The following is a 24,425-nucleotide window of genomic DNA, read 5'->3' on the forward strand; positions in this document are numbered from 1 at the left end:
TGAGGCTCAATTAAGCGCTTTCCAAAATGTGTCCGCTTGAACTATAATGAGCTTATGACCCAAATAGCCGAAGGAGTGAAGACAGTGGACAACAAGTACATATCAATTTCCTGCTTACCAATCCCAACTTTTATTCAGGGTGGATACGCCATTTTTGACCCTGGTGAAAATCACCCCAATCGGAACGACTTACAATACTTCGTTCTAATGTTCATTGTCAAAGGCAAATTATTCATATCCGAGGACGATGTTAATTATACTGTTACCCCCAACGAAATGTTCATTCTCCTTCCGATGCATCACCACTATTCTTGGAAGCCGATTGACTCGCAGACTGAATATTATTGGATTCATTTCTATGCAAATGGTAAATGGATACAAGACAGCAAGCCTGTTAAGACTGGTTCAAAAGTTGCCATTCCAACGCTCCACTACTTCACACCCAACGTGACGTTGTACCTCAAGAAACAGCACGCATTCAATAATCAGGAAAGTTTATTTTCCATAATTAATAAGATATTTAAAAGCAGCGCCCAGCAGAACGACGTTGGATTCTGGCAGGCTCAACACTTATTCATCGATTTACTGCAGATGGTTCAAACTACTACCAATACTGAATCACCTGCAGAGACACTTGCAGGTCGAATTCAGCTCTACCTACGGGATCATTTTGATGAGAAAATTACTAATGAGACGCTTGCCGATACATTCCACGTTCATCCAAATTCAATTATTTCCAGCATGAAAAAAACATTTGGAATAACACCAAATTCCTTCTTGCGTCGATATCGTTCTGAAGAAGCAATCAAGCGTTTACTAACAACCAATGAGCCCGTCAGCACAATTGCGCTCGAGGTCGGCTATACAAATGTGTACTACTTTTCCAACGCTTTTAAAAAAGATTATGGTCTTGCTCCCGCAGAGTATCGAAAAAAATATGCAAATAACCAGGTAACAACAAAATAGGAACTGCAGCAAATCACACGATTTGCTGCAGTTCCTATTACGTTACAGTATCTACTTGTTCACTTTAACTCGAATCATATTCCAAGATAACGGTTGAAGATCGGCTGAAATTTGGTTGCTGTCCATATTAACTTTTAATGGTTGGAGCTTCATCTTACCATCACGATTATCCTGTTTAGGATCATAACCATAAAATTGTGTTGCTTCAATCACATCAGTAACTTTCAAATCCCTTAACTCGGTAGTAAACTCCAAACGATCTGTTTGGTTTTTGTTTTCTGCAAAAATTGTCATTTCCCCATTCTGATCATCATAGGTTGCTATGCTATCAAGATAAGGTACTTCAGGAAATTCACGTGACTTGTATGTCTTGACATCAACCTTTGGCGCCAATGCAATGCCCTTCCCATAGTTGGAAACTTGCATAAATGGGTAGAAGATTGACTGATACCAAACGCCTTCGTCCGTGGTCATAATTGGCGCAATAACATTAACCAATTGTGCAAGACATGCTATCTTTACACGGTCACTATTCTTAAGCAAAGTGATTAGTAAACTTCCAACAAGTAAGGCATCTTCAAAGTTATAAATATCTTCAAGCATATGTGGTGCTTTTTGCCATGGTTTAACTTTTGTGTCAGCTTCATTTGAGTGATACCAAACATTCCATTCATCCAACGAAAGATTAATTGTCTTGTCAGATCGTCGTTTTGCCTTTTCGGCGTCACAGATGGCGACAACACCTTTAATGAATTGATCGAGGTCAACGTTTTTTCCCAAATAATTCTTAAGATCGGTTGGATCGTCATCATTATAAAATCCATAATATCTGTGAAGTGACAGGTAATCGACGTTGTCATAGCACTGGTCCAAAACGATTCGTTCCCAGTCACCAAATGTTGGATTGTCCATGGATGAACTTCCACATGCCACCAACTCGAGCGAATCATCAACTGCACGCATGGCTTTGGCGGCTTCATTAGCTAAATGACCATATTCATACGCGGTTTTTTGACCGATTTCCCATGGACCATCCATTTCGTTTCCGAGGCACCAAGTCTTGATATTATATGGCTTTTCTTGGCCATTTTTCTTTCGCAAGTCGCTCCAATAAGACCCACCGGGGAAATTACAATATTCAACTAGATTAGCTGCAGCCATAATTCCACGAGTACCAAGATTCACAGCCATGTTGGCTTTCGTTCCAACTTTTTCAGCCCAATTCATAAACTCATGAATACCAAATTCATTGGTTTCGATCGACCGCCAAGCTAAATCAAGACGCTTGGGCCGGTCTTCTTTAGGACCAATTCCGTCTTCCCATTTGTACTGGGATACAAAGTTTCCACCTGGATAACGGACAATGGGAACATTTAGCTTCTTGATGGCATCAATGACATCCTGGCGCAACCCGTCTTTATCGGCGGTTGCCTGCCCAGGTTGATAAATTCCGTCATAAACTGCCCGGCCAAGTTGCTCAATAAATGAACCATAAATTCTTTCATCAATTTTCGAAATTTGACTGCTTGGATCGACTGTTAATTTTCCTTTCATGATTATCCTCCTAATCTTCTGAGTTCAATTGACCACGACGATCGATAAGTGTTGATCGAATTGATGTTTCATTCCGTTCAAATTTGACATACAGTAAAATCAATAATCCACCAACAACAAAGAAGATAGCTGGCAACCATGAAATACTGAATTTAATAGCGGAAAGCGTTGCGGCATTTTGCACAACACCAGCTTTATATCCTGCATGTGCAAGAACGACTGAAGGTGCCCAGCCACCAAGTCCGGAACCCATCTTGATTGCGAATGAACTTCCGATGGCAGTAAGGAAACCACTGGCACGAATCCCGTTCTTCCATTCACCATAATCAACAGTATCGGCAAGCATTGCGAACGGCAAAGTAACTGAAATTCCAGTTCCGATTGAAGCTAATGACCATGCAGCCGACAATCCAATCAATGAGTGACCGGTAAATGAAATCAGGATCTGACCAAACGCTGCCAGGAACATTCCGGCCATCAATACATAAGACTTGCGGAACTTTTTAACCAAGAATGGAATGGCAACCATCCCGATAATTTGGAACATAACCAAGGCATTCAAAATTGAGGCAAAGCCTTTTTGGCCAAGATTATATTGAGTATAGTAAACAACAACTGATGTCCGTGAAGCATTTCCCAACCAGTAGAAGATAAAGACAATAACCAATATGAACCATGGCCAGTTTGACTTGGCAGCTTTAATTGATTTGAGAATTGAAATACCTTTTTTAGGCTTATTGATTTCGCGAGTGTCAAAGAACGCAAACATTAACAGGCAAAATCCGATAACTGCCAAGATAAGTGCTGTGTTTCTCCAACCGGTTTGAGCATTGTGGCCAAAGAATCCAACAAAGCTCAAAGTAAATGTTGCAGTAATAAAGTAACCAATCATTCCACCAATGCTTCGTGTACTATTTAAGCGAATTCGCTGATCTGAATCGTTGCTTAAGTTAGGCAGGATCGAAGTGATTGGGGTACCAACACCAGTGTATGAAATACCAAATAACAGGTATGTAACCAGTGCCCACCAGAATTTACCAGTGGTACTCAAGTCTGGAGACCAGAACATTAGAATGAAGAATATTGCAAACGGAAAGGCCATCCAAAGCCAATATGGTCGACTTTGCCCCCACCGAGTGTGGGTATGGTCAATAATGAATCCCCAAATTGGTGCATCAAAAGCATCCAGTACACGTGCTGCCAACAGAATGGTTCCTGCGGCTGCGACTGATATTCCAAAAACATCAGTATAGTAATACAAAATAAACGTCGTTACAGTTGTGTAAAGCAGGTTACCTGCCGCATCGGTACTAGCATATGCCAGCATACGGTGAAACGGAATTTTTACTTTACTATTGATTGCGTCTCCCATCGAACTTTTCATTAGTAATTCCTCCTAAATTCATTCATGAAATTGTCCCGTTTTGGGATCTAAAATAACGCGACGGCTTGATGTAAATAACTTCTCATTTGAACTGAGATTAACGTACTTATGAGTATATGGAGCAAAGCTTTTCAACTCATTACGATCATTAGAAAGCTTGGTCATCGAACCGTTAATTGCATGATATTGACCCTCGGAATCAGAATATATATACGTAGTTTGGCCAAAACCGTTAAGGTAGGCAACTAGTTCCTCACCCATGTCCCAATCATCCTCACCAGTGTATCCGTCAGGGAACAATCGACTGAAAATCCCACCATCGGATGCGAAGATTGACTGGCCAAACCGGTTTCTCGATAAATCTGGACGGTTCAAGTTTGGTCCCGCAATACTGTACGTAGAAGCCGCTTCACCCGGTTTCAAAACTCTGTCAGTCGTTGATGCATTTGAATCATACATATAGAGAACAGCATTAGTTGCCCGATAACCAGCCTCAACCAATTCAACGTCTTGAAGAGATTCTCCGGTCATCTGGGCGGACGCTGCTGTAACACCACCCCATAACGAATGAATCATATAGGATAGTGCCTCCCACCAACGATCAGGGCTCTGAGAACGGAAATCATTGCTAAAACCAATATTTGCCTTCAATAGTTCTCCATAAGTTTTTGCTGCATCGGTCTTTCCAGTTAAGGCTAGCGCACCAGCGGCTGGACCAAATCCAGCATTATCAAAGAAGTGCTCCGTCATAGCTGCTGCCAGGGTGCTACTGGTTTTCGCGACTCTGTTAGTAACCGCTGCCCATGATTTTGAAATCTCGGAATACTCCTGATCAAGTCCAGCAGCCTTAACATCCCTCAACAAGTCTTCAATGTACAAGAAGTAAAGACCCAGCATTTGGGCTTCCTCTTTTCCTCGTTGATTATCATGAAGATCCGGATTAACCCGCATGTCGAATACTTTTGCAGCCCATGCTAAGTATTCTTTTGGTGAATGGAGTTTTAAATATTTTGCCGGAACTTTGGATAGCATGTAGAATAAGTGACCAATGTATTCAAAGTCCATTACGCGATAAAATTCGCCATACAACTTGCGTGGATGGATAAAGTCTCCATCAATGAACCACTTTGGTCGAACATATTTAACAGCACTTTCCTCAACCTGTTGAATCTTCTTTGCAGGATCACTCACTTGGTCATCAAGAAGACACTCCTGGATGATAAAAGTCATCTTCCCAAGGGATTCACCTTGGTTTGAAACCGGGCCAAAACTATATGGAACCTTGCCATTCTTACCAGAATAAGAGTGTTTAGAAACATAATCTGCACGATTTCTAAGTAGTTGCCGAACTGAACTCATCACATTAAAGACGCCCATGTCGGAAGTACCGTCGTTAAATGTGACAATAATCTCATGCTCTCCATAGCCGTTTGGAGAATATATCAGCTTCTCGCCATCAAGACTGTTAGTGATGTCCTCTTCAACAAGTTTGCGGCCATTATTGTATTTAATCACGATCTGACGAATTTTCTGATGATCGGCTAAATGAATTTCAAAAATTTGCTTCTGACTTTCTTGGATCAACGGCTCAAAGCTAATCCGTGGATGCCCATATGACATAGCGACATCATAAAAGTCATTCTCATCTTCAAATGGTTGAAGAGCAAAAGTCCATGAAAGCGATTTGCCAGGTTCAACGGACACCTTATTTTGTGGATAAATCCAATCCTTATGAGGACGCTTATCAGAATCATATCCACCTGCTAAGATAATTTCATGAAACAACATGCCGTCCAAAGATGGGGAAACGTTTTCAAAAAAGCGATTGGTATATTCATTGTATGTTCCCACTGATAAGACACTGCCACTTAACTGATAGAGCCCCATGTTAGGCTTTGTGTTATCTCTGCGAACTGCTGCGAGCTTGGTATAATTTCGAGAAATAGATGGAAATACGGCGGCAGACTGGTTCGCATTCCGATGAACATTCTTGTCTCTGAACATGACATAAGCCAAGCTGACCCAAAGTCCAAGATTATCGATAGTCACTTTATCGGTGCCGATGTTATTGATGCTAAAGTTCCAACGCAATGAATGATCAACCAATTCAAAATGTTGTGTTAACGCCAATTGAGCAATGTGATATGTAATCGAACTGTCAGTATCATTGATTACAACATCCGGTTTCTCATCGATACTTCGATACTTTTGACCATTGATCGTAATATTAAACTCACCAAATAGTTTATCAAAGTCATCATAATTCAATGATTTCAGATATTCCGGGTCAATCACCCAGTTCATATTTGATGAATCATTGGTAATTTGTAAATTTGTAATTGCCCCCCGATCATTCTGGGAAACATTTAAAAATTTGGACTTCATTATTAAATCCTCCTTTGTTTTGTGGAATTGTTTCAAGCATTTAATTTGCTGGAAACGCTTACGATGTAATCATAAAACGTATCAAGTCTGATAGGAATGGGATTTCAGATACAATGTTTATATAATATGTGTGAAATATTTTAAAATAAAATGAATTGTATTTATAAAAATTCACAAATTTTACAATACCTTTCAATATATATAAGTTAGTGATTGCTGATGCAAGGCAATCACTGGCTATATTAGTTGACAGGCCCAGTTAAAAAGTATCACAATCAATTTATGATTCTTCACAGCAGGTGACCATTTCCGCTATTCTGTGAGGGATTAGTTTGATGACAAAAAGTCATAAAAACCAGTGTTCATCCAACTAAGTTGGCACTGATCATATGATTCGCTAATGGACTTTTGAATTTTGAATTATGGATACTTCATGAGTTCCTCAGCTGTTATTATCGTTGGTTTTGGTTTCGATCCGATTTTAGGTAATTCGTCCTCTCTGAAAACGGCCCCTAGTTCCAGATCCCTCCGTTTAAAAAAACAACTGAGACGATAAACAAGACCCGTTTATCATCTCAGTTATTCTCTTAATGCTCAGGATCTCCCGAGGATGGTTTTTTATTTTCTTTTGGGGTTCAGCCTACTCCGAGGACGGCAAATAAACTCAGATCCTTGCATGTAACCAAAAAAATCCGACGGGAAACACAGGTTCGTTTCCCATCGAATTTTTCCGGTTACACTCCAGGATCTCCCGGATGGGACGTTAATGTCATTTTGCGATTCAGTCTACTCTGAGGACGGCTCCTAGCTCCAGATCCCTCCGCTTAAAAAAATAACCGAGACGATAAACAGAGCCCGTTTATCATCTCGGTTATTCTCTTAATGCTCAGGATCTCCCGGAGCTACTCGCCCACTGTATTCATAAACGACTTATCCGGTATCCGGATCAAGCTAAACCGATCGGCCTGTCTTCCGGCATGCAATCCGATTCCGTTGAACAAGTTCTTCTTATACGTGGTGGTAACGGTCGCTACCCACGCCTTCTGGTATCTGGTATCCAAATGGTCCAGCCACTCCTTGTTCCACTTGTAGCTTTCGGCCTGAACGTTCAAATTACTCTTGCCGTAAACCACTGTGGCATTCGTGCTGTTCACCAGGTACTTGCCGCCATCAACGTAAAATGTATAGTTTTGGATCGGCTTTCGACCGACACCATTCTTGACCGTTACATAATCGGACTGGTCGGCCCGGTAGCGGATAATCAATGGTTTATACGAATAACTGGTGGTAATTCGGTTCTGGTCCATTTTTTTAACATCCAGGAAGAATGTTGAATATGACATTCCCCACAAGAATACTAAAAATATTGCCAATTCACTAAATGAAATCCAAAAATTGTGCCACGAGAAACTCTTTTTTTCAGTCACGATTAACCGCAGGCGGCGTGCCCGCATATCGTGAATAATGTATGCAAAGTAAACAATCAGGAGCAGCCACAAAGCCATTCCCACTAAATTCCAGGCGGATTTCATAATCATTCCCCTTTTTCTCTTTGATAGCTTAAGTTTACACTAAAAAATTATAGAGTGCGAGCAGGAGCGGGAATAATCGGAGCATAAGTCTGCCGCGGTCAAAATCGAGTTTGATTTTGATTGTGGTAGGCTTATGTGCAGATTATTGCTCCTGGGAGCACGTTTTTGCTTTCGTCTAATGCTGGCTTGGACGTAGATTGCTGGTCCGACGAGCACGTTTAGTGTAAGCCAAACACCACTCCACATGATTCGTGTTATATTTGATGTATATCGTACCAACTAAAATCAACCAACGAGGTGACCCACATGTGCACCAGTCTCACACTACAAACATTGAACGAACACGTCCTGTTGGCCCGAACCATGGACTTTCCTGTTAAAGCGGCATGGCGACCAGTTCTCATTAATCAGCCAAATTATGAAACCGCTTTATCTGGAACCCGTCCCATTAAGTATCCATACATTGGCGGAGGCCGGACTGAAGAAAATGACAACATTTTGGTTGCCGACGGCGTCAACACGCAGGGTCTAAGCTGTGCGGAATTGATGTTTCCGCTGAAAGCTCATTACTTGGATAAAGAAGTCGACGACAAGCTCAATTTAACACCTCAGGACTTTTTACCATGGGTATTGGGCGAGCATGCCTCACTTGATGAGGTTAAGTCTGATCTCGATAACATCGCACTAATCGGCAAATATTGGATGGCTGGCCGTGAAGTTTTCTCGTTTCACTGGATTTTAACCGATAAGACCGGTCAAACTCTGATCATTGAGCCAACCATTAACGGCTTGGAAGTCATCGACAACTCGATTGGTGTCATGACCAACTCACCGACTTACCCGGAACACATGCAGAAATTAGAGAAGAAACTGCAGGCAACATCCGAACAAGAATTGGCTGATAAAGCCGAACAGCTTATTCTCACCCAAGACCTGCCAAAGGCAACCAACACGCCAACCACCCGTTTTCTGGTAGCAGCTGTCAACAAACTTGGTGGCCAGGAAAGCCACACTCAGTTTGAGGCTAGAAATCGCCTGTTCAATGTACTGGATGAAGTCTCCATCCCTTACAAGCCATCGATGAACGACCATCCCAGCTTCAACTATACGCATTACATTTCCGTATTGGATTCCACCGATCAGACTTACTACTTCAGGTATCATGATTCTGAGCAGCTGCTTAGTTTCTCATTAAGCGACTTGGTTAAATTATACCCAGATGCCAGCCGATTCTTAGCTTAGATACTCGTCGATTTTTCGTTGGACGCCCTGATCATTATTGGAATACTCAGTCACATTTTCAACTTTCTGCAGTAAATCCGCTGCAGAATTTTTCATTGCATAGCCTTCTTGAACAGCATTGACCATTTCAAAATCGTTGCCGTTGTCACCAAAGGCTGCCACGTCGTTAAGACTCAGGTCCCATGATTCAAGCAGCATCTCAACCCCGGTCAGCTTATCGGTGCCATCGGCCATGATGTCCAGCCCATTCATACCGGAAGAAATAGCGTTCAATCGGCCGCTGAATTTGTGATTAAATTCATCTTGGCGTTTGAGAACCCCGCCTTCTTCCCAGGTAATATCCAGCTTATAAATTGAGTCGAAGACCAGCCGCAAATCGGCCATTGACTGCATGTCTTCATAGAAATATTTAGACGCTTGGAAACGATCGGAATCTTCGGGCAAGTTGCAGTATGTCCCATTTCGTCCTACCAGAATCACCTCGGCACCTGCAAAGCTGGGCTCACTGAAGATCCAATCCAAGGCCTTTTTCAAAATCAGATGATCAATAATTTCTTCATGAACAATCACGCCGCGCTCATCGATGACCAGTGCGCCGTTGTTACAAACATATGAGATGGGGCCGTGGACATTCTTGAATAATCCCAACAGATGCTGGTATTGATTGCTGGAAGCCGAGATGAAGTGCATCCCTTTTTCCCCCAGCTGATCCAGCTGCTGCTGGAATTGATCCTCGTCAAAAGTTCCCTGATCATTTAAAAAAGTGCCGTCCATGTCGCTCGCGATAACTTTCACCACAATGGCTCCTCCTAAATATTTTAAATTTCAAAAATTGGTTACACTCTTATTTTAAGGGAATAGTTTCGTTTGTAAATTAATTTTATATCTTGTATACTAAATTTGATCATACAACTATCTGGGGTGCCTTATCGGCTGAGAAAAACCCATCGAACCTGATCTGGATAATACCAGCGAAGGGAGCATGTTCCGTTGTATTCAGATGGATTAATTGCATTTAGATGATTTTCTGAGGTCAGGGCAAAACAACAGTTTTGTACCTGGCCTCTTTGTGTGCTCAGCGGTAAGGCTTCCAGAGAACGATTCGATCAAAATTTTATTTGGAGGTCTTGTTATGGATAACAAGAATCAGGCAACCACTGGCAAAAAGCAAAGCCAATGGACGCTTAGAAACATTATTTTAATTGCATTAATTGCTATTTTTACTGGTATTATTTTTTGGGGAGCCGGCTTCCTGTACACCGCTTTGACCGTTGCTCTTACCCCATTTGGAATGGCTCCATTCGCCAATGACTTGTTAATGGGTCTTTGGTGCATGGCCGGCCCACTGACAGGATTTATTATCCGCACATTCGGTTCAGCCTTTCTTGGTGAATTCCTGGGCGCTTCTGTTGAAGTCTTTCTCGGTGGCCAATGGGGTGCCGGTGCCTTTATTTCCGGACTGGTTCAAGGAATTGCATCCGAACTTGGATTTACTTTGACAGCCTACAAACGTTACGACTGGTTCGGTCTGAACGCATCAATCTTTACGACTGTTGTTGTGACATTTGCCTGGGACATGATTCGAAATGGTTATGACAAATTCAGTCTGCCATTGCTCTTGGGATTATTTGTTACCCGTTATATCTCAACCTTCATCTTTGCCGGCGTTTTGACCAAGATGATCGTTAAGTTATTGGATCGTAGTAAAGCAATCAATTTGTAATTATAGGGGTTTTGATAATGACTGATGTTTCGATTAACCACTTCACTTTCCACTATCCGGAGAGTGACGTTAAAGTATTGAACGATATTAATATCACATTCAAGAGTCATCACTTCTCATTGCTTTCAGGCCCTTCCGGCAGCGGCAAATCAACCTTATTGTACTTTATTGCTGGATTGTATCCGCACTTTAGCGGCAATGACGCGGTTGGGGAAATCAAATTTGGCGATACCAATATCAAGGATATCCCCAGAGAAAAGGTCAGCCAATCTGTCGCAATGATGTTCCAGAATCCCAACCAGCAGTTTGCCATGGACACGGTCGTTCACGAAATGACCTTTGTTTTGGAAAATCTGCGAATTGCCCCGGATAAGATGGATGATATTATCACCCATGCCCTGGAATTCTGTGGCATCAAACGACTGCGGTCGCGGGTCATCAACACCTTATCCGGTGGTGAAAAGCAGCGGGTCGCGTTGGCCTGTATCGTGGCAATGGATCCACAAGTCATCGTCTTGGACGAACCATTCGCCAGCATTGACCCGGACTCACGTGAGGATCTGATCAACAAATTGAAGATCCTCCAGGAAAAACATGGGAAAACCATCATTCTGGCCGATCATGATTTGACCAGTTACCGCAATTTGGTCGATGAATTCTACTACTTGGATCCCGATACCCACCACATCAATCTTTTGGATGATGAGCAGGCCGAACATTTCTTCAAGAATTTTGAGTCAACTCAAACCATCAACAAGAAAGTTGAGGTGCCAAGTGGTGATGACAATTCCATTCTTAAAATCAATGATTTTAAGTTGGAACCCCATCACTCTTTGTTATTAAAGCTGAATCATTTGGACTTTTATAAACAAAAAACAACTTTGATCACCGGTGCCAATGGAATTGGTAAATCAACCCTGTTCAACGCTTTAACCAAACTCCTGCCATATGAAGGCACCATTGTCTTTGACGGCAAGGATATCAAGAAAATCCGGCCGTTACCATATGCAAAAAATGTGACGCTGCTCTTTCAGGATGCAGAAAATCAATTTTTGAACATTACTGTTAAAGAAGAGCTTGACCTGTCGCTGGCTAATCGAACCAACACCGACTATACCCAAGCTGACGTTGACGACATGCTCAACAAGCTTGATATGGCTGGCCGAGACGACCGGATCGTCTATTCACTCAGTGAAGGACAGAAGAAGAAGCTTCAGATTATCGAAATGTTAATCATGAATCCACCGGTATTATTGATGGACGAACCCTTTAAAGGACTGGATTACCATTCATTGGAAGTCGTTGTCGGTTTCTTGAACCGTGCCAAAAAGGATTTCCACCAAACCCAGATCATTATTTCTCATCAATTATCCGGTTTGGACACTCTGATTGATTATCACGCAACTTTTAAAAATCAAAATCTGGCTTACCAGGAGGTTATCAAATGAATCCTGGAATGAAACTATTATTAGTGATGCTGATAGCTTTGGAAATTTCATTTACCCAGAGCTTAATTGTTAACTGTATCTTAATTGCGGTCAGTTTTGTGTATATCTTGACCCAGCATATCAGAATGAAAGCCTTACTGGGCATCATCTTCTGGCCGCTGTTTCCTGCCGTTGGACTTTTCGTATCTCAATGGCTGTATGGTAGTGCCGGCATTCACTTTGCATGGATCCTGTTCACCCGTATCTATGCCTATGTATTTTTAGGTGCCACATTCACGCTTACCAGCAGTATTACCGACCTGTCACTAACACTGGAGCAGGATTTTCACCTGCCTTCCAAATTTGCGTACGGTGTTCTGGCCGCATTTAACCTGATGCCAAAAATTGTCGAGGAAGTTCAAATCATCAAAACATCGGCATTAATGCGTGGCGAGGCGCTTCACTTCTGGTCACCAAAGCTGTATTTCAAGTCCATTCTGTCAGCCATTCAGTGGTCGCAAAATCTTGCTGAAGCCATGACTTCTCACGGATTTGTAGAAGATTATGAGCGGACTCATTATAAGATAATCCGCATCACAGCCCTCGACTGGACACTGTTCTTTGTTTTACTGATAATCGTTCAAGTCCTGTTATTCTTCATCAGATACTAAACGCTGTTATTCCAACATTTCATTTTTTGACTTATAATTAAATCAGAGAGTGAAAATTGGAAGAAGGCGTTTTTTATGCGGGCAAATCTATTTGCATTTGCGTTTGGTATTTTTTCGTTGGTCGTAGGACTTATTGTTGATATTTATGGGTTGGTCAATCAGTTTGGCTCGCTGGACAGCGCCAAGGTCGTCTTGATCGGTTCGATCATTTTAGCGATCGGATTGGCATTCCTGTCCCTGCCCAACCGGTGGGAACGATATGCCGGTCAGGCTGTGGTTGGATTAGGCCTACTGTACTACTTTTATATTCAAACCAATAAGCTGTGGGTCGCAATTGTGATTGCTCTGATCGCGATGGCATTAATGGAATATGGGCTCAAGCATCGTTAATCTGTGTCAAAATTTCAATTATTGGTATAATGGATTTATAGAACATCGTTGAAATGCGAATTGATGGAGGAGAATTATGATGGCAGAAAAATTTAGTACCTTAGCAGAAGAAATTATCAATTATCAAAAGAAGAACGATATGCCCGATACAGCGTTAGCATTTAACCTGCACATATCAGTTGAACGCCTCCACAATATCAAGTCAATGGAATCAGACCCCACACCGGACGAAAAGAGAACGATTGAACAGTTTGTTCGGTAGAGTGCGGACTGGGGCGGTTAGCAACCAGTGTCTAAGGTACTTTGGACGGAAATCGAGTTTGATTTTCGTTCGAAGTGCCTTAGATGCAGGTTGCTGCCCCAGGGAGCACGTTTCGGCTAGAGAGAAGCAAAGCACAGAAGAAGCTCCACTCAAATCTAAAACCACAAACAAATTCCACAAAACAAAAGGGACTGAAGCCAACCGCTTCAGTCCTTATTTCATACATATTAACTTTCATTACACCCATTACCGACTACCCGAAGCATCCCGAGCCACCGCCAACGACAGCAGCTGAACAGTCGTTTTAAACAACTTTCGTTTGGTTTCCGCATCGGTTTGTAAAAACCTTTGAACTACCAGCCAGCCATTCCGAGTGGTCATGACTTCCCGCCAATAAGTATTTTCATTAATCGAAATCATACTGAACAACTTGTCCAAGTAAAACTCTTTTGCGGAATCTTCCAAATCAACCACAAATTTGCTGGATAATGAGCTGACGCCTTTTGAGAGCCTGCTGATATCTGGTTCTTCAATGAAGGCCGTTCCGGAAACCTGCCATGTAAACAAATCGTGTTGACGAATGCCGACTTTGGAACTTTTTACAACTTGGTAATCTGAACTTTCATCAAGAATGGCCCCAATCACTGAATTTTTTGGCATCATCTTCAGCACTTTCGCGTCTGTCTTTGATGATAGATCATTCCGAAACCCAGGACCATCAAGATTATAAACCATCTTAATTTTGTCTTTTAAATCATTGGGAAGTTGAGCCGCAACAAATTCTGCCAAATTGCCGCCTTTGGAATGCCCGCCGAGGATGAACTGACAATTTGGGTTCTTCTTGTTAACAGCCATGAAATAGGCCACTGCCATCTTTTGGGATGGAATTGTCTGCATGAACGACATGTTCAAATCTTCTTTCCAGCCAACAACACTGGCCACCGTGCCACGGTAGGCAATAAAGCAAAGATTATCGCTCAGGTGATAGGTAACGGCGGAAAACTGGTATTGCTTGTCGCAATCTGTGACATTTACAAATTCAGTCCACCTAATACCACCAAATCTTTTGCTGCTTTGGAATGCTTCAACCAGGTCTCGGTTGCCTTGAGGGTTCCAAGTCCCTTCGTACAAGTTCTCCGACCGGCTGCTGACAGCTAGTTCACCCAATGTCTTCCCACTAGCCACGTTAAAGTCCAGGTAACTGGCTTGAGAGAGAACGGCACTGTCAACTTGGTTAAATGGCAGATCCTGAAAACTTGTATTTGCATTTTTGATAACGTAATCGACTAAATTCATTAACATAACTCCTTAAGCTCCGATGCTTTCGTATGCATCCAACAGATTCTGATAGTGATTCTCCTTGGTTCGGCTATTAACTGCCTCGTTGACGAAATACGGTCTACCAATTTCAATGACAGTTTGTCCCCACTTGGAATGCTTGATTGTTGCCGGAACAACCGGTACCTGACTCGCATGGGCAATCATTAGATAACCAGGTTTGATTTGAGTTGAAAACCGGGAACCAGTTGGAAAGATGATCATCGACTTTGAACCACGTCTTAATTCTCTGATCGGCATTTTAATACTTCGGGTTCCAGGCTTTTTACGGTCAACCGGGAATGCATTCAAATGACCAAGAAGGGTTCCGAAAAAGAAGTTTGAAAACAATTCCTTTTTGGCCATGAAGAAGAACGTGGTTGAAACGAGTGTCACTGCAAGAACCGGTGCATCCCACAAATAATGATGAGGTGCCACAAGAATAAAGTTGATGTCGGGTAAATTCTCTTTACCGACAATTTTGATTGGTCCAAGATAGATGGCAAAATACATTTTTAGAAGAACTCTGGCAAAATGATATAACATTATTTCCCTCCACTATTCACGTCAAATATGATACTATACTAGTATAAGAGCATCTTTTTATACTAGTATAGTGACAATTCAAATTAATGCAAGAGGTATCTCCATGAAAAAAACAAAAGACAATCAAAATTTAAGAGTCGAAATATTGAGTGCAACTGAAAATCTCTTTATTCAACACGGTTATAGTGCAGTTACCTACAGTCAGATTGCCAAAGAAGTCGGTATCAGCAAATCACTTCTTCAATACTATTTCCCCAAAAAATCGCTCCTGCTGGAGCAAATTATGTATGCGAATTTCAATCAATGGATTGCCAGCATTCCCGTAGAGGAAACTTATGCCAAGCTGGCGACATTTTTAATGATGTTTTTCAAATTTATTTCCCAAAACCCGCAAATCCACAAATTTATTATTGAGATCATCGAGAACAATGAACTTTTTGACATCTTTATCAACTATTTCCAAAAATGGTTAACCAAACACGACCTTCTGACGGGTAATCAAAGTAAGATCCGGTCTGCATTGCTATTTGCGTTAAGTGGTGGCCTACAGCTTTATCGCTTCAAAGATAATTTGAAGCTGCCAATCAATCGCATTACGTCAACCATCATGACAAGCTTTCTCAGTATGCTGGACGTGCCAGCCAGCCTAATCAAAAATACGCTGACAATTGCCACAGATACTTTTGATCAGTTAAGTTCCACTACTTGGGAATTCACCACTGATTTTAAGCAAGCTGATTGATCAATTGGTGTCGACTGGTTCACAAAACTCAAAAATCACGAAATCGGATCCATTCAAAGTTCAAACGAATTTTGAATGGATCCGATTCTTTTTAAGGAACTTATGTCACATTCGCTTACTTTGTGTTTATGGTTGCAACAAAATCATCAACAATTGACCAGGAGCCTCTTTGGTTCGCCTCAGCGATAACAATCCGGTACATCAACCCATGCAAAGCAGGAATTGTCACTTTAGGCCAAGATACATCATAAGTAAACTGCCGAATATTCTTCCACTTACAAGATAGTTTATGTGCGTCTCGCCATTCAAAACACTTGGACACTATCGGCCTTCGTAATTTCTGGAAAATGGTTGATTGTCAAACACAACATTTTCTAAAAAAACAGTTCAGGTCAATATATTTAAAATCGTATAAAATATTACATGATCTTAACCGAAAGGCTCCAAAGTATTCCTATACCGGCAATCGTCCGTTATAATCAATTCAAGAAAGCGCTTTCTATATCGTAACAAAGTTTTACCTGCTATATGTCCAATGTTTTTTAAAAAAGTCGCAATAATTTTAACTATTTTGATTATTGAACACCCTTTAATCAATTACAGGAGGATCGAATGAAAACAATTCATTATTCACCCTTATCTGGAGAATCGAAAAATTTTGAATTACAGACAAACTCTGAAAATCAAATTATCAGCATCGGAAACCCACACGACCAACATCATATGGATTGGGTTAAGCCTGGTGCAGTTTGGGGTAAAGTCCATTGTAAATATGACCTGGACGTGAAAGTCACTAGAAGGTTCACCGACGCAGGCGATCTCGAGGAAACAATGGTGTTTACTAATAACACAAGTTTTGACATCTATACGCTTAGCGACGGTATTGGTATTTACACGCCATTCCCCGATTATTACACGAAAGCCAGCATTGGTCTGACCAAATGCTGTAATGCCCATATTTGGTGCGGAAATACTTCAAGCTACATCATGGGCCTTCGGCAAGGCGGTGAGGCTCCCAACTTGGGATTGATTGTGCAACATGGCGGCATACAAAGCTACAGCATTGAGAGAGGATATGATTTTAAAGGCCGAGAGGAGGAAGTCAGCAATAATCGTGGGCTGATGATTCTTCATCCGGACAACTTTATTCTTCATCCAGGAGAATCATACGAACTCGTTTGGAAATTGACTTGGTTCCAAGATAAAGCAGACTTCCAAAAGCGGTTATTAAACACCCAAGATTACATTCACGTCTCTTCTCCTGCCTTTGTGACAATCGGTAATGAACCAATTCAATTTCAGGCTCAGTTTGGAGGCAACTTACCTGAAACCCCACCGACAATCTTATGCAACGGGGAAAGAGCCGAGTACGAGATTCAAGGTTCAGCTGTTTCGGTAAAATATCCGGTGATTCAATCAGGAGAATATACCTTTACAATCACCTGGGGTGGTGCGAAAACGAAAGCCAAGTTTTTGGCAACACTGCCATTGAGCCAGATTGCAAAGTCACGGGTCAATTTCATTGTTAATAAACAACAGTGTATAGATCCCAAGGGCCACTTAAATGGTGCGTATTTAATTTATGACAATGAGGAACAGGCCCAATATTACAGTCATCTTAACGACCATAACGGTGGCAGAGAACGGGTTGGCATGGGAGCGTTAATCGCTCTCTATCTTCAAACGCATCCTGATAAAAAGCTTCACGCCAGCCTATCAAAATACGTTGACTACGTTACGAGGGAATTATTTAATCCGGATGACGGAACCGTGTATAACGATGTACAACGAAATAATGATCAGCCCCGCCTATATAACTACCCATGGATTGGAATCCTCTTTTTGGAAATGTACAAGTTGGAAAAGGACAGCCAATACCTGAACTGGTACTTTAAGTTGATGGTTCACTTCTATTCACTTGGTGGTGACAAATTTTATCCCATTGGACTGCCAATGCGCGAATCCATTAAAACATTCCGTCAAGCTGGACAAACCGACCTCGCCGATAAACTACTCAAAATGTACAAAAGACACGCTGATTTTATCGAAGAAACCGGACAAAATTATCCTGAAAGCGAAGTTTCCTATGAACAGAGCATTGTCGCTCCAGCTGCGAGATATCTTTCAGACATGTATCTCATGACCGATGAAGAAAAGTATCAACAAGGAGCTCAACTTCAGCTTATGGGGTTAGATTTATTTGAAGGATTCCAACCAGACTATCACATGAATGAAGTTGCCATTAGGCATTGGGACGGTTATTGGTTTGGAAAACGTCGAATGCTCGGTGACACCTTCCCTCACTATTGGACAACCCTTTCCGGACTTGCCTTTTACGATTCAGAATTGGTGATCGGGACTGATCAATATACTCACAAGGCCCGAAAATCATTCCGTTCAATCCTCAGTCTGTTTAGAAAAGATGGCAGTGCTTCAAATGCCATGATTTACCCAATGACAGTAAACGGTGAAGTTGCCCACTTTTATGATCCCTGGGCAAACGATCAAGATTGGGGATTATACTATATCCTCAAACATAATGAATTTTAGGAGGAAATCATAATGGATCAACAAAATCTACATGACGGTTGGGATGAATACCGTTCAAAACGGATCTATCAATCAAAGAAGAAGATTGGTTTCTGGCGCTCGATTGGCTTTGGTGTCTTCTCATCATATAGCCAGGCGATGCAGGGTATGGTGGTTACATGGCTCCTTTTCTTCTACACAAATTTTTGTGGTCTAAGTGCCGTAGAGGGTGCTTCGATATTCGCAATTGGCCGTGTAATAGATGCATTCACAACCCTACTGGCAGGAAATATTTCTGATAAGCTGTATAAATTTAAGTTTGGCCGTCGGTTTGGTCGACGACACTTCTTCATCTTTATGGCTGCCCCTGCCGCACTGTTAGCCATTACTCAATGGGTTCCGGACATGAATTACCTCTATTACCTGTTAACTTATTTGTTCACAAATATGCTTCTCTCATTTCTTGAGATCCCATATGATACACTTTCAAATGAGATGACAAAAGATTACAATCAGAGGACCAAATTATCCACTTCTCGAATGGTCTTTGCCGGGGCGTTTGCACCAGTCATCCAGTGGGTTATCGCACAAATGTTTAAAATGTGGCCAAAATCAAGCCCAATTCCATACATCACTGCTCAAACCATTTTCTCTGCAGGAGCATTTGTTCTTATCTTGGTTACTTATTTCACCACATGGGAACATTTCGTGTCAAAAGAAGAGGCTGCAATTGAAGCTTCCCATTCACAACAACACAAAAATATCTGGTCATTATTTATGTCAGCAGTCAAAAGTTACGTTTCAACTTTCAAAATTAAAGCATTTCGGATTCATCTGCTTATTTTTGGTGCCTCGTACTTAGCTGCCTCAGTTTGGGGAACCGTATTTGCATACTACATTATTGATGTCATGGGTCAATCATCATCGACTGCAGCTTATCTGAGTATGTTTAGTCTCGTCTCAATTCCAGTAACCATCATTGCTGGATGGGCAATCACAAAGATCACCCCAAAAGCATTATATATGTATGCATACTTACCAATCTTAGTAGCATGTGGGGCGACTGCCGCAATTGCATTCATTCAACCGCCGCATGTGATCATTTGGCTAAGTATCACCTGCTTCTTGTATAACGTTGGCCAATATATCCTCTGGTTCATTCCGTGGAATGTGTTCCCATTCATCCCCGATATTGATACAGCTGTCACTGGTGAAAACCGTTCAGGGGTATTTGCATCGGTAATGATGTTCATTATGCAAACATTCATCGCGTTGGGAACGATCGTGGTAGGTTTATTGTTAGATGCCGCTGGCTTTGTCCAGTCCAAAACGGGTATCTTGGTACAACCAACAAGTGCTAAGCTGATGATCATCGGAATCATTAGTTTGGTGGTTGGAGCTTTGATTATCGTTGCGATGCTTGGTGCATTCAAGTTCAAAGTTAACCGTCAAACCTCACAAATTGTTAACGCAGAAGTTAATCGTCTTAAAGATGGTGGGAGCATGTCATCCGCAGATCCCGCAGTAAAGAAAGTTATCACCGAGCTATCTGGAATGGATTATGATAGTATCACAGTTTGGAAAAAATAATCACCTAATTTAGCGCTTATGTATAAAAATGTGGCTGAGATTTAAACAATCTCAGCCACATTTTTGTGTTATTGAATATGTTGTAGGTAATATCTACTCATCATTTAAATGCAGCTTATCTAACAGCCTTTTTGATTTAAGGTTTCGGTTGTTATAATCATTTTCCAACTGGTTTGTGATTTTGACAAATTCCCGATACTTTCTGGGAGACATCCCAGTTTCATTTTTAAAAACTGTACTAAAGTAGGAAGTGCTTTGAAATCCCAGTTCATCCGCAATTTTTGCGATGGAATCTTCAGTTGAATTCAGCAACTCCTTGGCAGTCCGAGATTTTGAAAGATTAATATACTTTTGAACAGTTGTATTTTTATATTTCTTAAACATCCGACTCAGATATTCCCGTGTTACAAACAATTCCTTACTTATATCGGCAAGCGACAAGCTAACAGCGGGGTGTTCCTCGATATATTCAATGGCGGTCTGAACCAGTTGTTCTGGTGAGGACGCCTTCCGATTACGATCAGACTTAACATCCCTATTGATTTGTAAGAATAACTGGCAAAGTTTGCAGACAATCATCTCAAGATAACCGGGACGCTTATTAATTTGTTCATCTACAATTACCGTCATTGTCCTTTGAATATTCTGTAAAATAGAACTTGGCAGTTGATATACCCCGGTAAATTTATCAAAGAAATCAAATGTTCCAAAACCGATTAATTCCTTCATCTTCGTATCTGTATAATTTCCATCAAATTCGATCACAATTCGAGTGTGACTTTTCGAGTTCATCATATCAATTCTGTGAGGAATATTAGGCTTAATAATAAATAAAGAACCTGGTTGGGCAGGATAGGTACGCCCATTGTAAATAAACTCACCATCGCCATCAAGAATCAGCATCAGTTCACATTCAGGATGATAATGCATATCTCTTTGAGCTTGTGGGTGGTCAATATAATTGAGTTCAGTTCGAATAAACGTATCTCTGACAACATGTGCTTTGATCATTTTATCACCTGAAATTTCATTTGCAGTATTCTAGTAAACGCTTACATTCTTATTCTACATACTTTTTATTAAAATGACTACTTAATTAACAAAGTCGTCATTTACATTCCCCCACCAACCGAGGGAATGTAAGCTAGGTTCTTTAGATTACTGTTAATAGAGGACATCATCAATTAACCTTCTCCCAAAGGAAAATATCTGACATGCCAACTCATTCCTGCAAAAAATTTAGTTGATGAAAACCTAAAAACTGAGATAAGGTTTCCAAAAAGCAGGGAAACCTCATCTCAGTTTATTTTGGTTGTTCGTCAACCTTATTGGTAATTAGTGACTGGGGCCATACAGATTCAAAACGACAACCCCAACCAAAATCAAACCAATTCCAATAATGCTCGCAGCGTTGATCGGCTCTTTCCACAAGACAATCGAGATAACAGTGGTCATGACAATTCCGATGCCGCTCCATAATGCGTATGCAAGATTTAGACTAAGACTTTCCATTGCAATCGCCAGGAAAACAAAGCAAAGTCCATAAGCACCGAGGGCCCCAACGGAAGGCCAAAAAATGGTAAATCCGGTAGATGCCTTCAGCAAATTCGTTCCCAACAGCTCGCCAACAATGGCAATTATTAAAAATACATATCCCATGTTTTCACCTCAAAGTGATGAATAGCTTATTAATTTATTCAGCAATGAGGTCGTTTACCAAAGAACATCCCATGCAAGTGCCAAGTATAATGTTTTATCCATTACTTTGACCAATCCTTTTTGATAGTGAAAATAGTATACCATTCGAAGATACAGAAATGTCAGGAAAACTTTGAAATTCAATATATAAACTTGCCGTCAATAAATGACACGACTCCAAATTCTGCCGGGTCGTGCCATTTATTGCCGTGGAGATTACTCGTATTGTTACTTTAAGATGATCGCAAGTGATGACCAGCTGTCAGAAAGCTGGTATTACAATCTACTGAATTTGTAATAATGATCCATCTTACGGTCAACAAAAATGAGTGCGTTGAATGATTGCAACTGTTCATGTATTTATAGACTACTCGAAAATACCAATTTCCTTCTTCTAATATTCCGTTTTCTCTTAAGTTGTTCATCGTTCTGTGATTTCTTTTCGAAATTCTGCCTTAGGTATCAAACCCACCTTCAATTTTGAATATCTTTCCTGAGATCTTGTTAAGCAAGCCACCATGGATCATAAGTGTAAGGTATTATGGCAAAAATCGTTTTAACGAAGTTTAAATGTCATTGCCCATGTTGACATAAGGATCTACAGATATAAAAATACTGTTCAATAAACTAAAACGTCCGGTGGAAAAGATCTCCAAAGGCTCAATAATATGTGGCAACACCTCCCGATGCCATCTAACAAGTGGGTTAGATGATCTATGGGAAAAGTGTAAGCCCTTGCAAAAAGATTTTTAATGCAAATTATTTGATATCTAATTACCTTTTTTGACATTGAGATTTCCTTAACAGTTTTAAAAGGTTATACCGAAAATTATCCGTATAATTTTAAAGTAGCAAAACATTTATTAATTCGTTAGTCATGGGGGATTCAGAACAACACAATTTAAAGAGCTAAGCGTTAAGTCGGAAACTTCACATAATTATTCGGATAAATAAAAAACATCTTGACTTATGCGGATAAATAAAATAATATTTGCCTGTAAGCGTATTCGCAAAAATCGTTTTAATGCTGGTTCAGTCTGGGTACTGAATACTAATAGAAAGAAGGATTCTATTTTGGCATCTAATTCGATTTCAGGAAAAACAAATTTTAGGGAGAAACTACATTTTTGGGATTACCTTGGCTTTGGAGCTGGGGATATGGCCATCAACTTCACCTTTGGTTCATTAGGAGTGTTTGTCGTTTACTTCTACACGAACGTCGTTGGACTGTCAGCTGGTGTTGTTGGGACAATGATGTTAATATCACGGTCATTTGACGGGATCATCGATATGGTTATCGGTGGTTTGGTTGACCGTACACGAAGCCGTTGGGGGAAAACTCGTCCCTGGCTTTTATTTGGCGCCATTCCGTTTGCTGTATTAACAGTATTAATCTTCGCAGTTCCAACAAATATTTCTGGTGTTGGCAAGATTGCTTATGCGTTTGTTTCGTATAACGTCTTGATGATTTCTTTCTCATCCATTGCCATTCCATTTGGAACTTTGAACTCACTGGTTACTCGGGATCGACACCAGCGAGAAACATTTAACATTTTCCGAATGACAGAAGCTCAGATTGGTTTGATTATTGTTACCAACCTGACAATGCCATTGGTTCAAATGTTTGGCGGTCAACAATTTGGCTGGATCTTAGCATATGCATGTCTGGGTGTTGGTTCAATTGCCCTACTGTGGATCGTATTCTTTACACAGCGTGAACGTGTTCAAATCACTGAAAAGCAGGAAGAAACGCTCACAGTCCGCAAGCAATTATCATTGATCTTCAAAAACAAGTTTTGGATCCTTGCCTTCCTGTTTGCGGTCACATTCAGTGTTACAACCGCTTTTAATCAATCAACAATGGTTTATTTTGCTCAGTATATTTTGCATGATAAAAATTTAGTTGGAATTATGAATGTTTTATACTACGTTCCAACTATCTTAGGGTTCTTTGTTTCTGTTAAACTGTTCGATAAGTTTGGTAAAACAAAGATGATGGTTGTAGGTGCTGTTATCAGTATCATCGGCTATGCGATGCCACTGATCATGCCAAAAAGTGTTGGCTTTAATGAATTTGCTCAAGTCATTAAAGGCTTGGGTCAAGCCCCACTTCTTGGTTCATTATGGGCATTATTCCCTGACACCATTGAATATGGTCATTGGAAAACTGGTCACAGAATCGAAGGATTACTTTATTCCGGTGGTAGTTTAGGTCAAAAGCTTGGTCTGGGTATTGGTACTGCTGCTGTTGGTTGGGTATTAGGTATGGGCCATTACAACGGAGCCGTTGCCACCCAATCAGCCAGTGCGGTCCACGCAATTTACTGGATTTTCATCTACCTACCAGTTCTCTTCTTTATTCTTCAGTTGATTATTCTCCACTTCTACACGATTGATAAAATATATCCAAAAATCATGGATGATTTGAGAAATGATAGATTTGCAGACGGTGCGGACAAATAGATAT

The 24,425-nt window shown here is 40.9% G+C and carries 20 protein-coding genes and 1 riboswitch; of the genes, 11 read left to right on the forward strand and 9 right to left on the reverse strand.

Features of this window, described 5'->3' with window-relative positions; translation table 11 throughout:
• The first annotated feature begins 84 nt into the window (after nucleotides 1-84).
• The gene (locus tag FD17_RS02960; protein ID WP_156653603.1) at nucleotides 85-966 is read left to right on the forward strand and encodes a helix-turn-helix domain-containing protein; all 882 of its coding nucleotides are present in this window, start codon (nucleotides 85-87) and stop codon (nucleotides 964-966) included.
• A 51-nt stretch (nucleotides 967-1,017) separates the two neighbouring features.
• Here the strand turns inward: FD17_RS02960 and arfA are convergent, their stop codons facing one another.
• From arfA to FD17_RS02980, 4 genes are all read right to left on the reverse strand, one after another.
• On the reverse strand, nucleotides 1,018-2,520 hold the full coding sequence (arfA, locus tag FD17_RS02965; RefSeq protein WP_057823457.1) for an arabinosylfuranosidase ArfA: 1,503 nt from the start codon (nucleotides 2,518-2,520) through the stop codon (nucleotides 1,018-1,020).
• A gap of 10 nt (nucleotides 2,521-2,530) precedes the next feature.
• Nucleotides 2,531-3,904 carry a glycoside-pentoside-hexuronide (GPH):cation symporter gene (locus tag FD17_RS02970; RefSeq protein ID WP_057823459.1) on the reverse strand — a complete coding sequence of 458 codons (1,374 nt, stop codon included), beginning with the start codon at nucleotides 3,902-3,904 and terminating at the stop codon, nucleotides 2,531-2,533.
• 18 nt (nucleotides 3,905-3,922) lie between these two features.
• Entirely contained in the window at nucleotides 3,923-6,289 is a 2,367-nt protein-coding gene (locus FD17_RS02975) for a hypothetical protein (protein ID WP_057823460.1), read from the reverse strand.
• Nucleotides 6,290-7,191: 902 nt separating this feature from the next.
• Nucleotides 7,192-7,821, reverse strand: coding sequence for an LVIS_2131 family protein (locus FD17_RS02980; protein ID WP_057823461.1), 630 nt, complete (start codon nucleotides 7,819-7,821; stop codon nucleotides 7,192-7,194).
• 306 nt (nucleotides 7,822-8,127) lie between these two features.
• Between FD17_RS02980 and FD17_RS02985 the strand changes: the two genes are divergently transcribed.
• Nucleotides 8,128-9,063 (forward strand): linear amide C-N hydrolase, encoded by a 936-nt coding sequence (locus tag FD17_RS02985; protein WP_057823462.1) that lies wholly within the window; start codon nucleotides 8,128-8,130, stop codon nucleotides 9,061-9,063.
• On the opposite strand, the gene FD17_RS02990 is transcribed toward FD17_RS02985, so the two are convergent.
• Nucleotides 9,055-9,861 (reverse strand): HAD-IIB family hydrolase, encoded by an 807-nt coding sequence (locus FD17_RS02990; protein WP_057823463.1) that lies wholly within the window; start codon nucleotides 9,859-9,861, stop codon nucleotides 9,055-9,057. The genes FD17_RS02985 and FD17_RS02990 overlap by 9 nt on opposite strands.
• A 109-nt stretch (nucleotides 9,862-9,970) precedes the next feature.
• Nucleotides 9,971-10,060: riboswitch (TPP riboswitch) on the forward strand.
• Between the two features lie 135 nt (nucleotides 10,061-10,195).
• On the opposite strand from FD17_RS02990, the gene FD17_RS02995 reads away from it, so the two are divergent.
• The 5 genes from FD17_RS02995 (at nucleotide 10,196) to FD17_RS03015 (ending at nucleotide 13,536) form a co-directional block, all read left to right on the forward strand.
• Nucleotides 10,196-10,786 (forward strand): ECF transporter S component, encoded by a 591-nt coding sequence (locus tag FD17_RS02995; protein WP_057823464.1) that lies wholly within the window; start codon nucleotides 10,196-10,198, stop codon nucleotides 10,784-10,786.
• A 17-nt stretch (nucleotides 10,787-10,803) separates the two neighbouring features.
• On the forward strand, nucleotides 10,804-12,234 hold the full coding sequence (locus FD17_RS03000) for an ABC transporter ATP-binding protein (RefSeq protein ID WP_057823466.1): 1,431 nt from the start codon (nucleotides 10,804-10,806) through the stop codon (nucleotides 12,232-12,234).
• A complete protein-coding gene (locus FD17_RS03005; protein ID WP_057823467.1) occupies nucleotides 12,231-12,884 on the forward strand; it encodes an energy-coupling factor transporter transmembrane component T family protein in 654 nt (217 codons plus the stop codon). The genes FD17_RS03000 and FD17_RS03005 overlap by 4 nt, the downstream gene beginning before the upstream one ends.
• Nucleotides 12,885-12,959: 75 nt before the next feature.
• The gene (locus FD17_RS03010) at nucleotides 12,960-13,274 is read left to right on the forward strand and encodes a hypothetical protein (RefSeq protein ID WP_057823468.1); all 315 of its coding nucleotides are present in this window, start codon (nucleotides 12,960-12,962) and stop codon (nucleotides 13,272-13,274) included.
• Between the two features lie 76 nt (nucleotides 13,275-13,350).
• Nucleotides 13,351-13,536: an LBP_cg2779 family protein gene (locus FD17_RS03015; RefSeq protein WP_020281212.1), complete on the forward strand. Its 186-nt coding sequence runs from the start codon at nucleotides 13,351-13,353 to the stop codon at nucleotides 13,534-13,536.
• 246 nt (nucleotides 13,537-13,782) lie between these two features.
• Here FD17_RS03015 and FD17_RS03020 read toward each other — a convergent pair whose 3' ends face one another.
• Together FD17_RS03020 and FD17_RS03025 are read right to left on the reverse strand one after the other, a co-directional pair.
• The gene (locus FD17_RS03020; protein WP_057823469.1) at nucleotides 13,783-14,832 is read right to left on the reverse strand and encodes an Mbeg1-like protein; all 1,050 of its coding nucleotides are present in this window, start codon (nucleotides 14,830-14,832) and stop codon (nucleotides 13,783-13,785) included.
• 12 nt (nucleotides 14,833-14,844) lie between these two features.
• The gene (locus FD17_RS03025; protein WP_057823471.1) at nucleotides 14,845-15,399 is read right to left on the reverse strand and encodes a lysophospholipid acyltransferase family protein; all 555 of its coding nucleotides are present in this window, start codon (nucleotides 15,397-15,399) and stop codon (nucleotides 14,845-14,847) included.
• Nucleotides 15,400-15,502: 103 nt separating this feature from the next.
• Here FD17_RS03025 and FD17_RS03030 point away from each other — a divergent pair, with 103 nt between their 5' ends.
• The 3 genes from FD17_RS03030 (at nucleotide 15,503) to FD17_RS03040 (ending at nucleotide 20,260) form a co-directional block, all read left to right on the forward strand.
• Nucleotides 15,503-16,141, forward strand: a complete 639-nt coding sequence (locus FD17_RS03030; RefSeq protein WP_057823472.1) for a TetR/AcrR family transcriptional regulator — start codon at nucleotides 15,503-15,505, stop codon at nucleotides 16,139-16,141.
• Nucleotides 16,142-16,753: 612 nt separating this feature from the next.
• A complete protein-coding gene (locus FD17_RS03035) occupies nucleotides 16,754-18,691 on the forward strand; it encodes a hypothetical protein (RefSeq protein ID WP_057823474.1) in 1,938 nt (645 codons plus the stop codon).
• Nucleotides 18,692-18,703: 12 nt separating this feature from the next.
• Complete coding sequence (locus tag FD17_RS03040; RefSeq protein ID WP_057823475.1) at nucleotides 18,704-20,260, forward strand: MFS transporter; 1,557 nt, start codon at nucleotides 18,704-18,706, stop codon at nucleotides 20,258-20,260.
• 93 nt (nucleotides 20,261-20,353) lie between these two features.
• On the opposite strand, the gene FD17_RS03045 is transcribed toward FD17_RS03040, so the two are convergent.
• Both FD17_RS03045 and FD17_RS03050 read right to left on the reverse strand, forming a co-directional pair.
• Nucleotides 20,354-21,271, reverse strand: coding sequence for a helix-turn-helix domain-containing protein (locus FD17_RS03045; protein ID WP_057823476.1), 918 nt, complete (start codon nucleotides 21,269-21,271; stop codon nucleotides 20,354-20,356).
• 324 nt (nucleotides 21,272-21,595) lie between these two features.
• The gene (locus FD17_RS03050; RefSeq protein ID WP_057823477.1) at nucleotides 21,596-21,919 is read right to left on the reverse strand and encodes a DMT family transporter; all 324 of its coding nucleotides are present in this window, start codon (nucleotides 21,917-21,919) and stop codon (nucleotides 21,596-21,598) included.
• Between the two features lie 1,113 nt (nucleotides 21,920-23,032).
• On the opposite strand from FD17_RS03050, the gene FD17_RS03055 reads away from it, so the two are divergent.
• Entirely contained in the window at nucleotides 23,033-24,421 is a 1,389-nt protein-coding gene (locus FD17_RS03055; RefSeq protein WP_202813270.1) for an MFS transporter, read from the forward strand.
• The last annotated feature ends 4 nt before the right edge of the window (nucleotides 24,422-24,425 follow it).

This window comes from Lentilactobacillus sunkii DSM 19904 (assembly GCF_001435575.1).
GTDB classification, from domain to species: Bacteria; Bacillota; Bacilli; order Lactobacillales; family Lactobacillaceae; genus Lentilactobacillus; species Lentilactobacillus sunkii.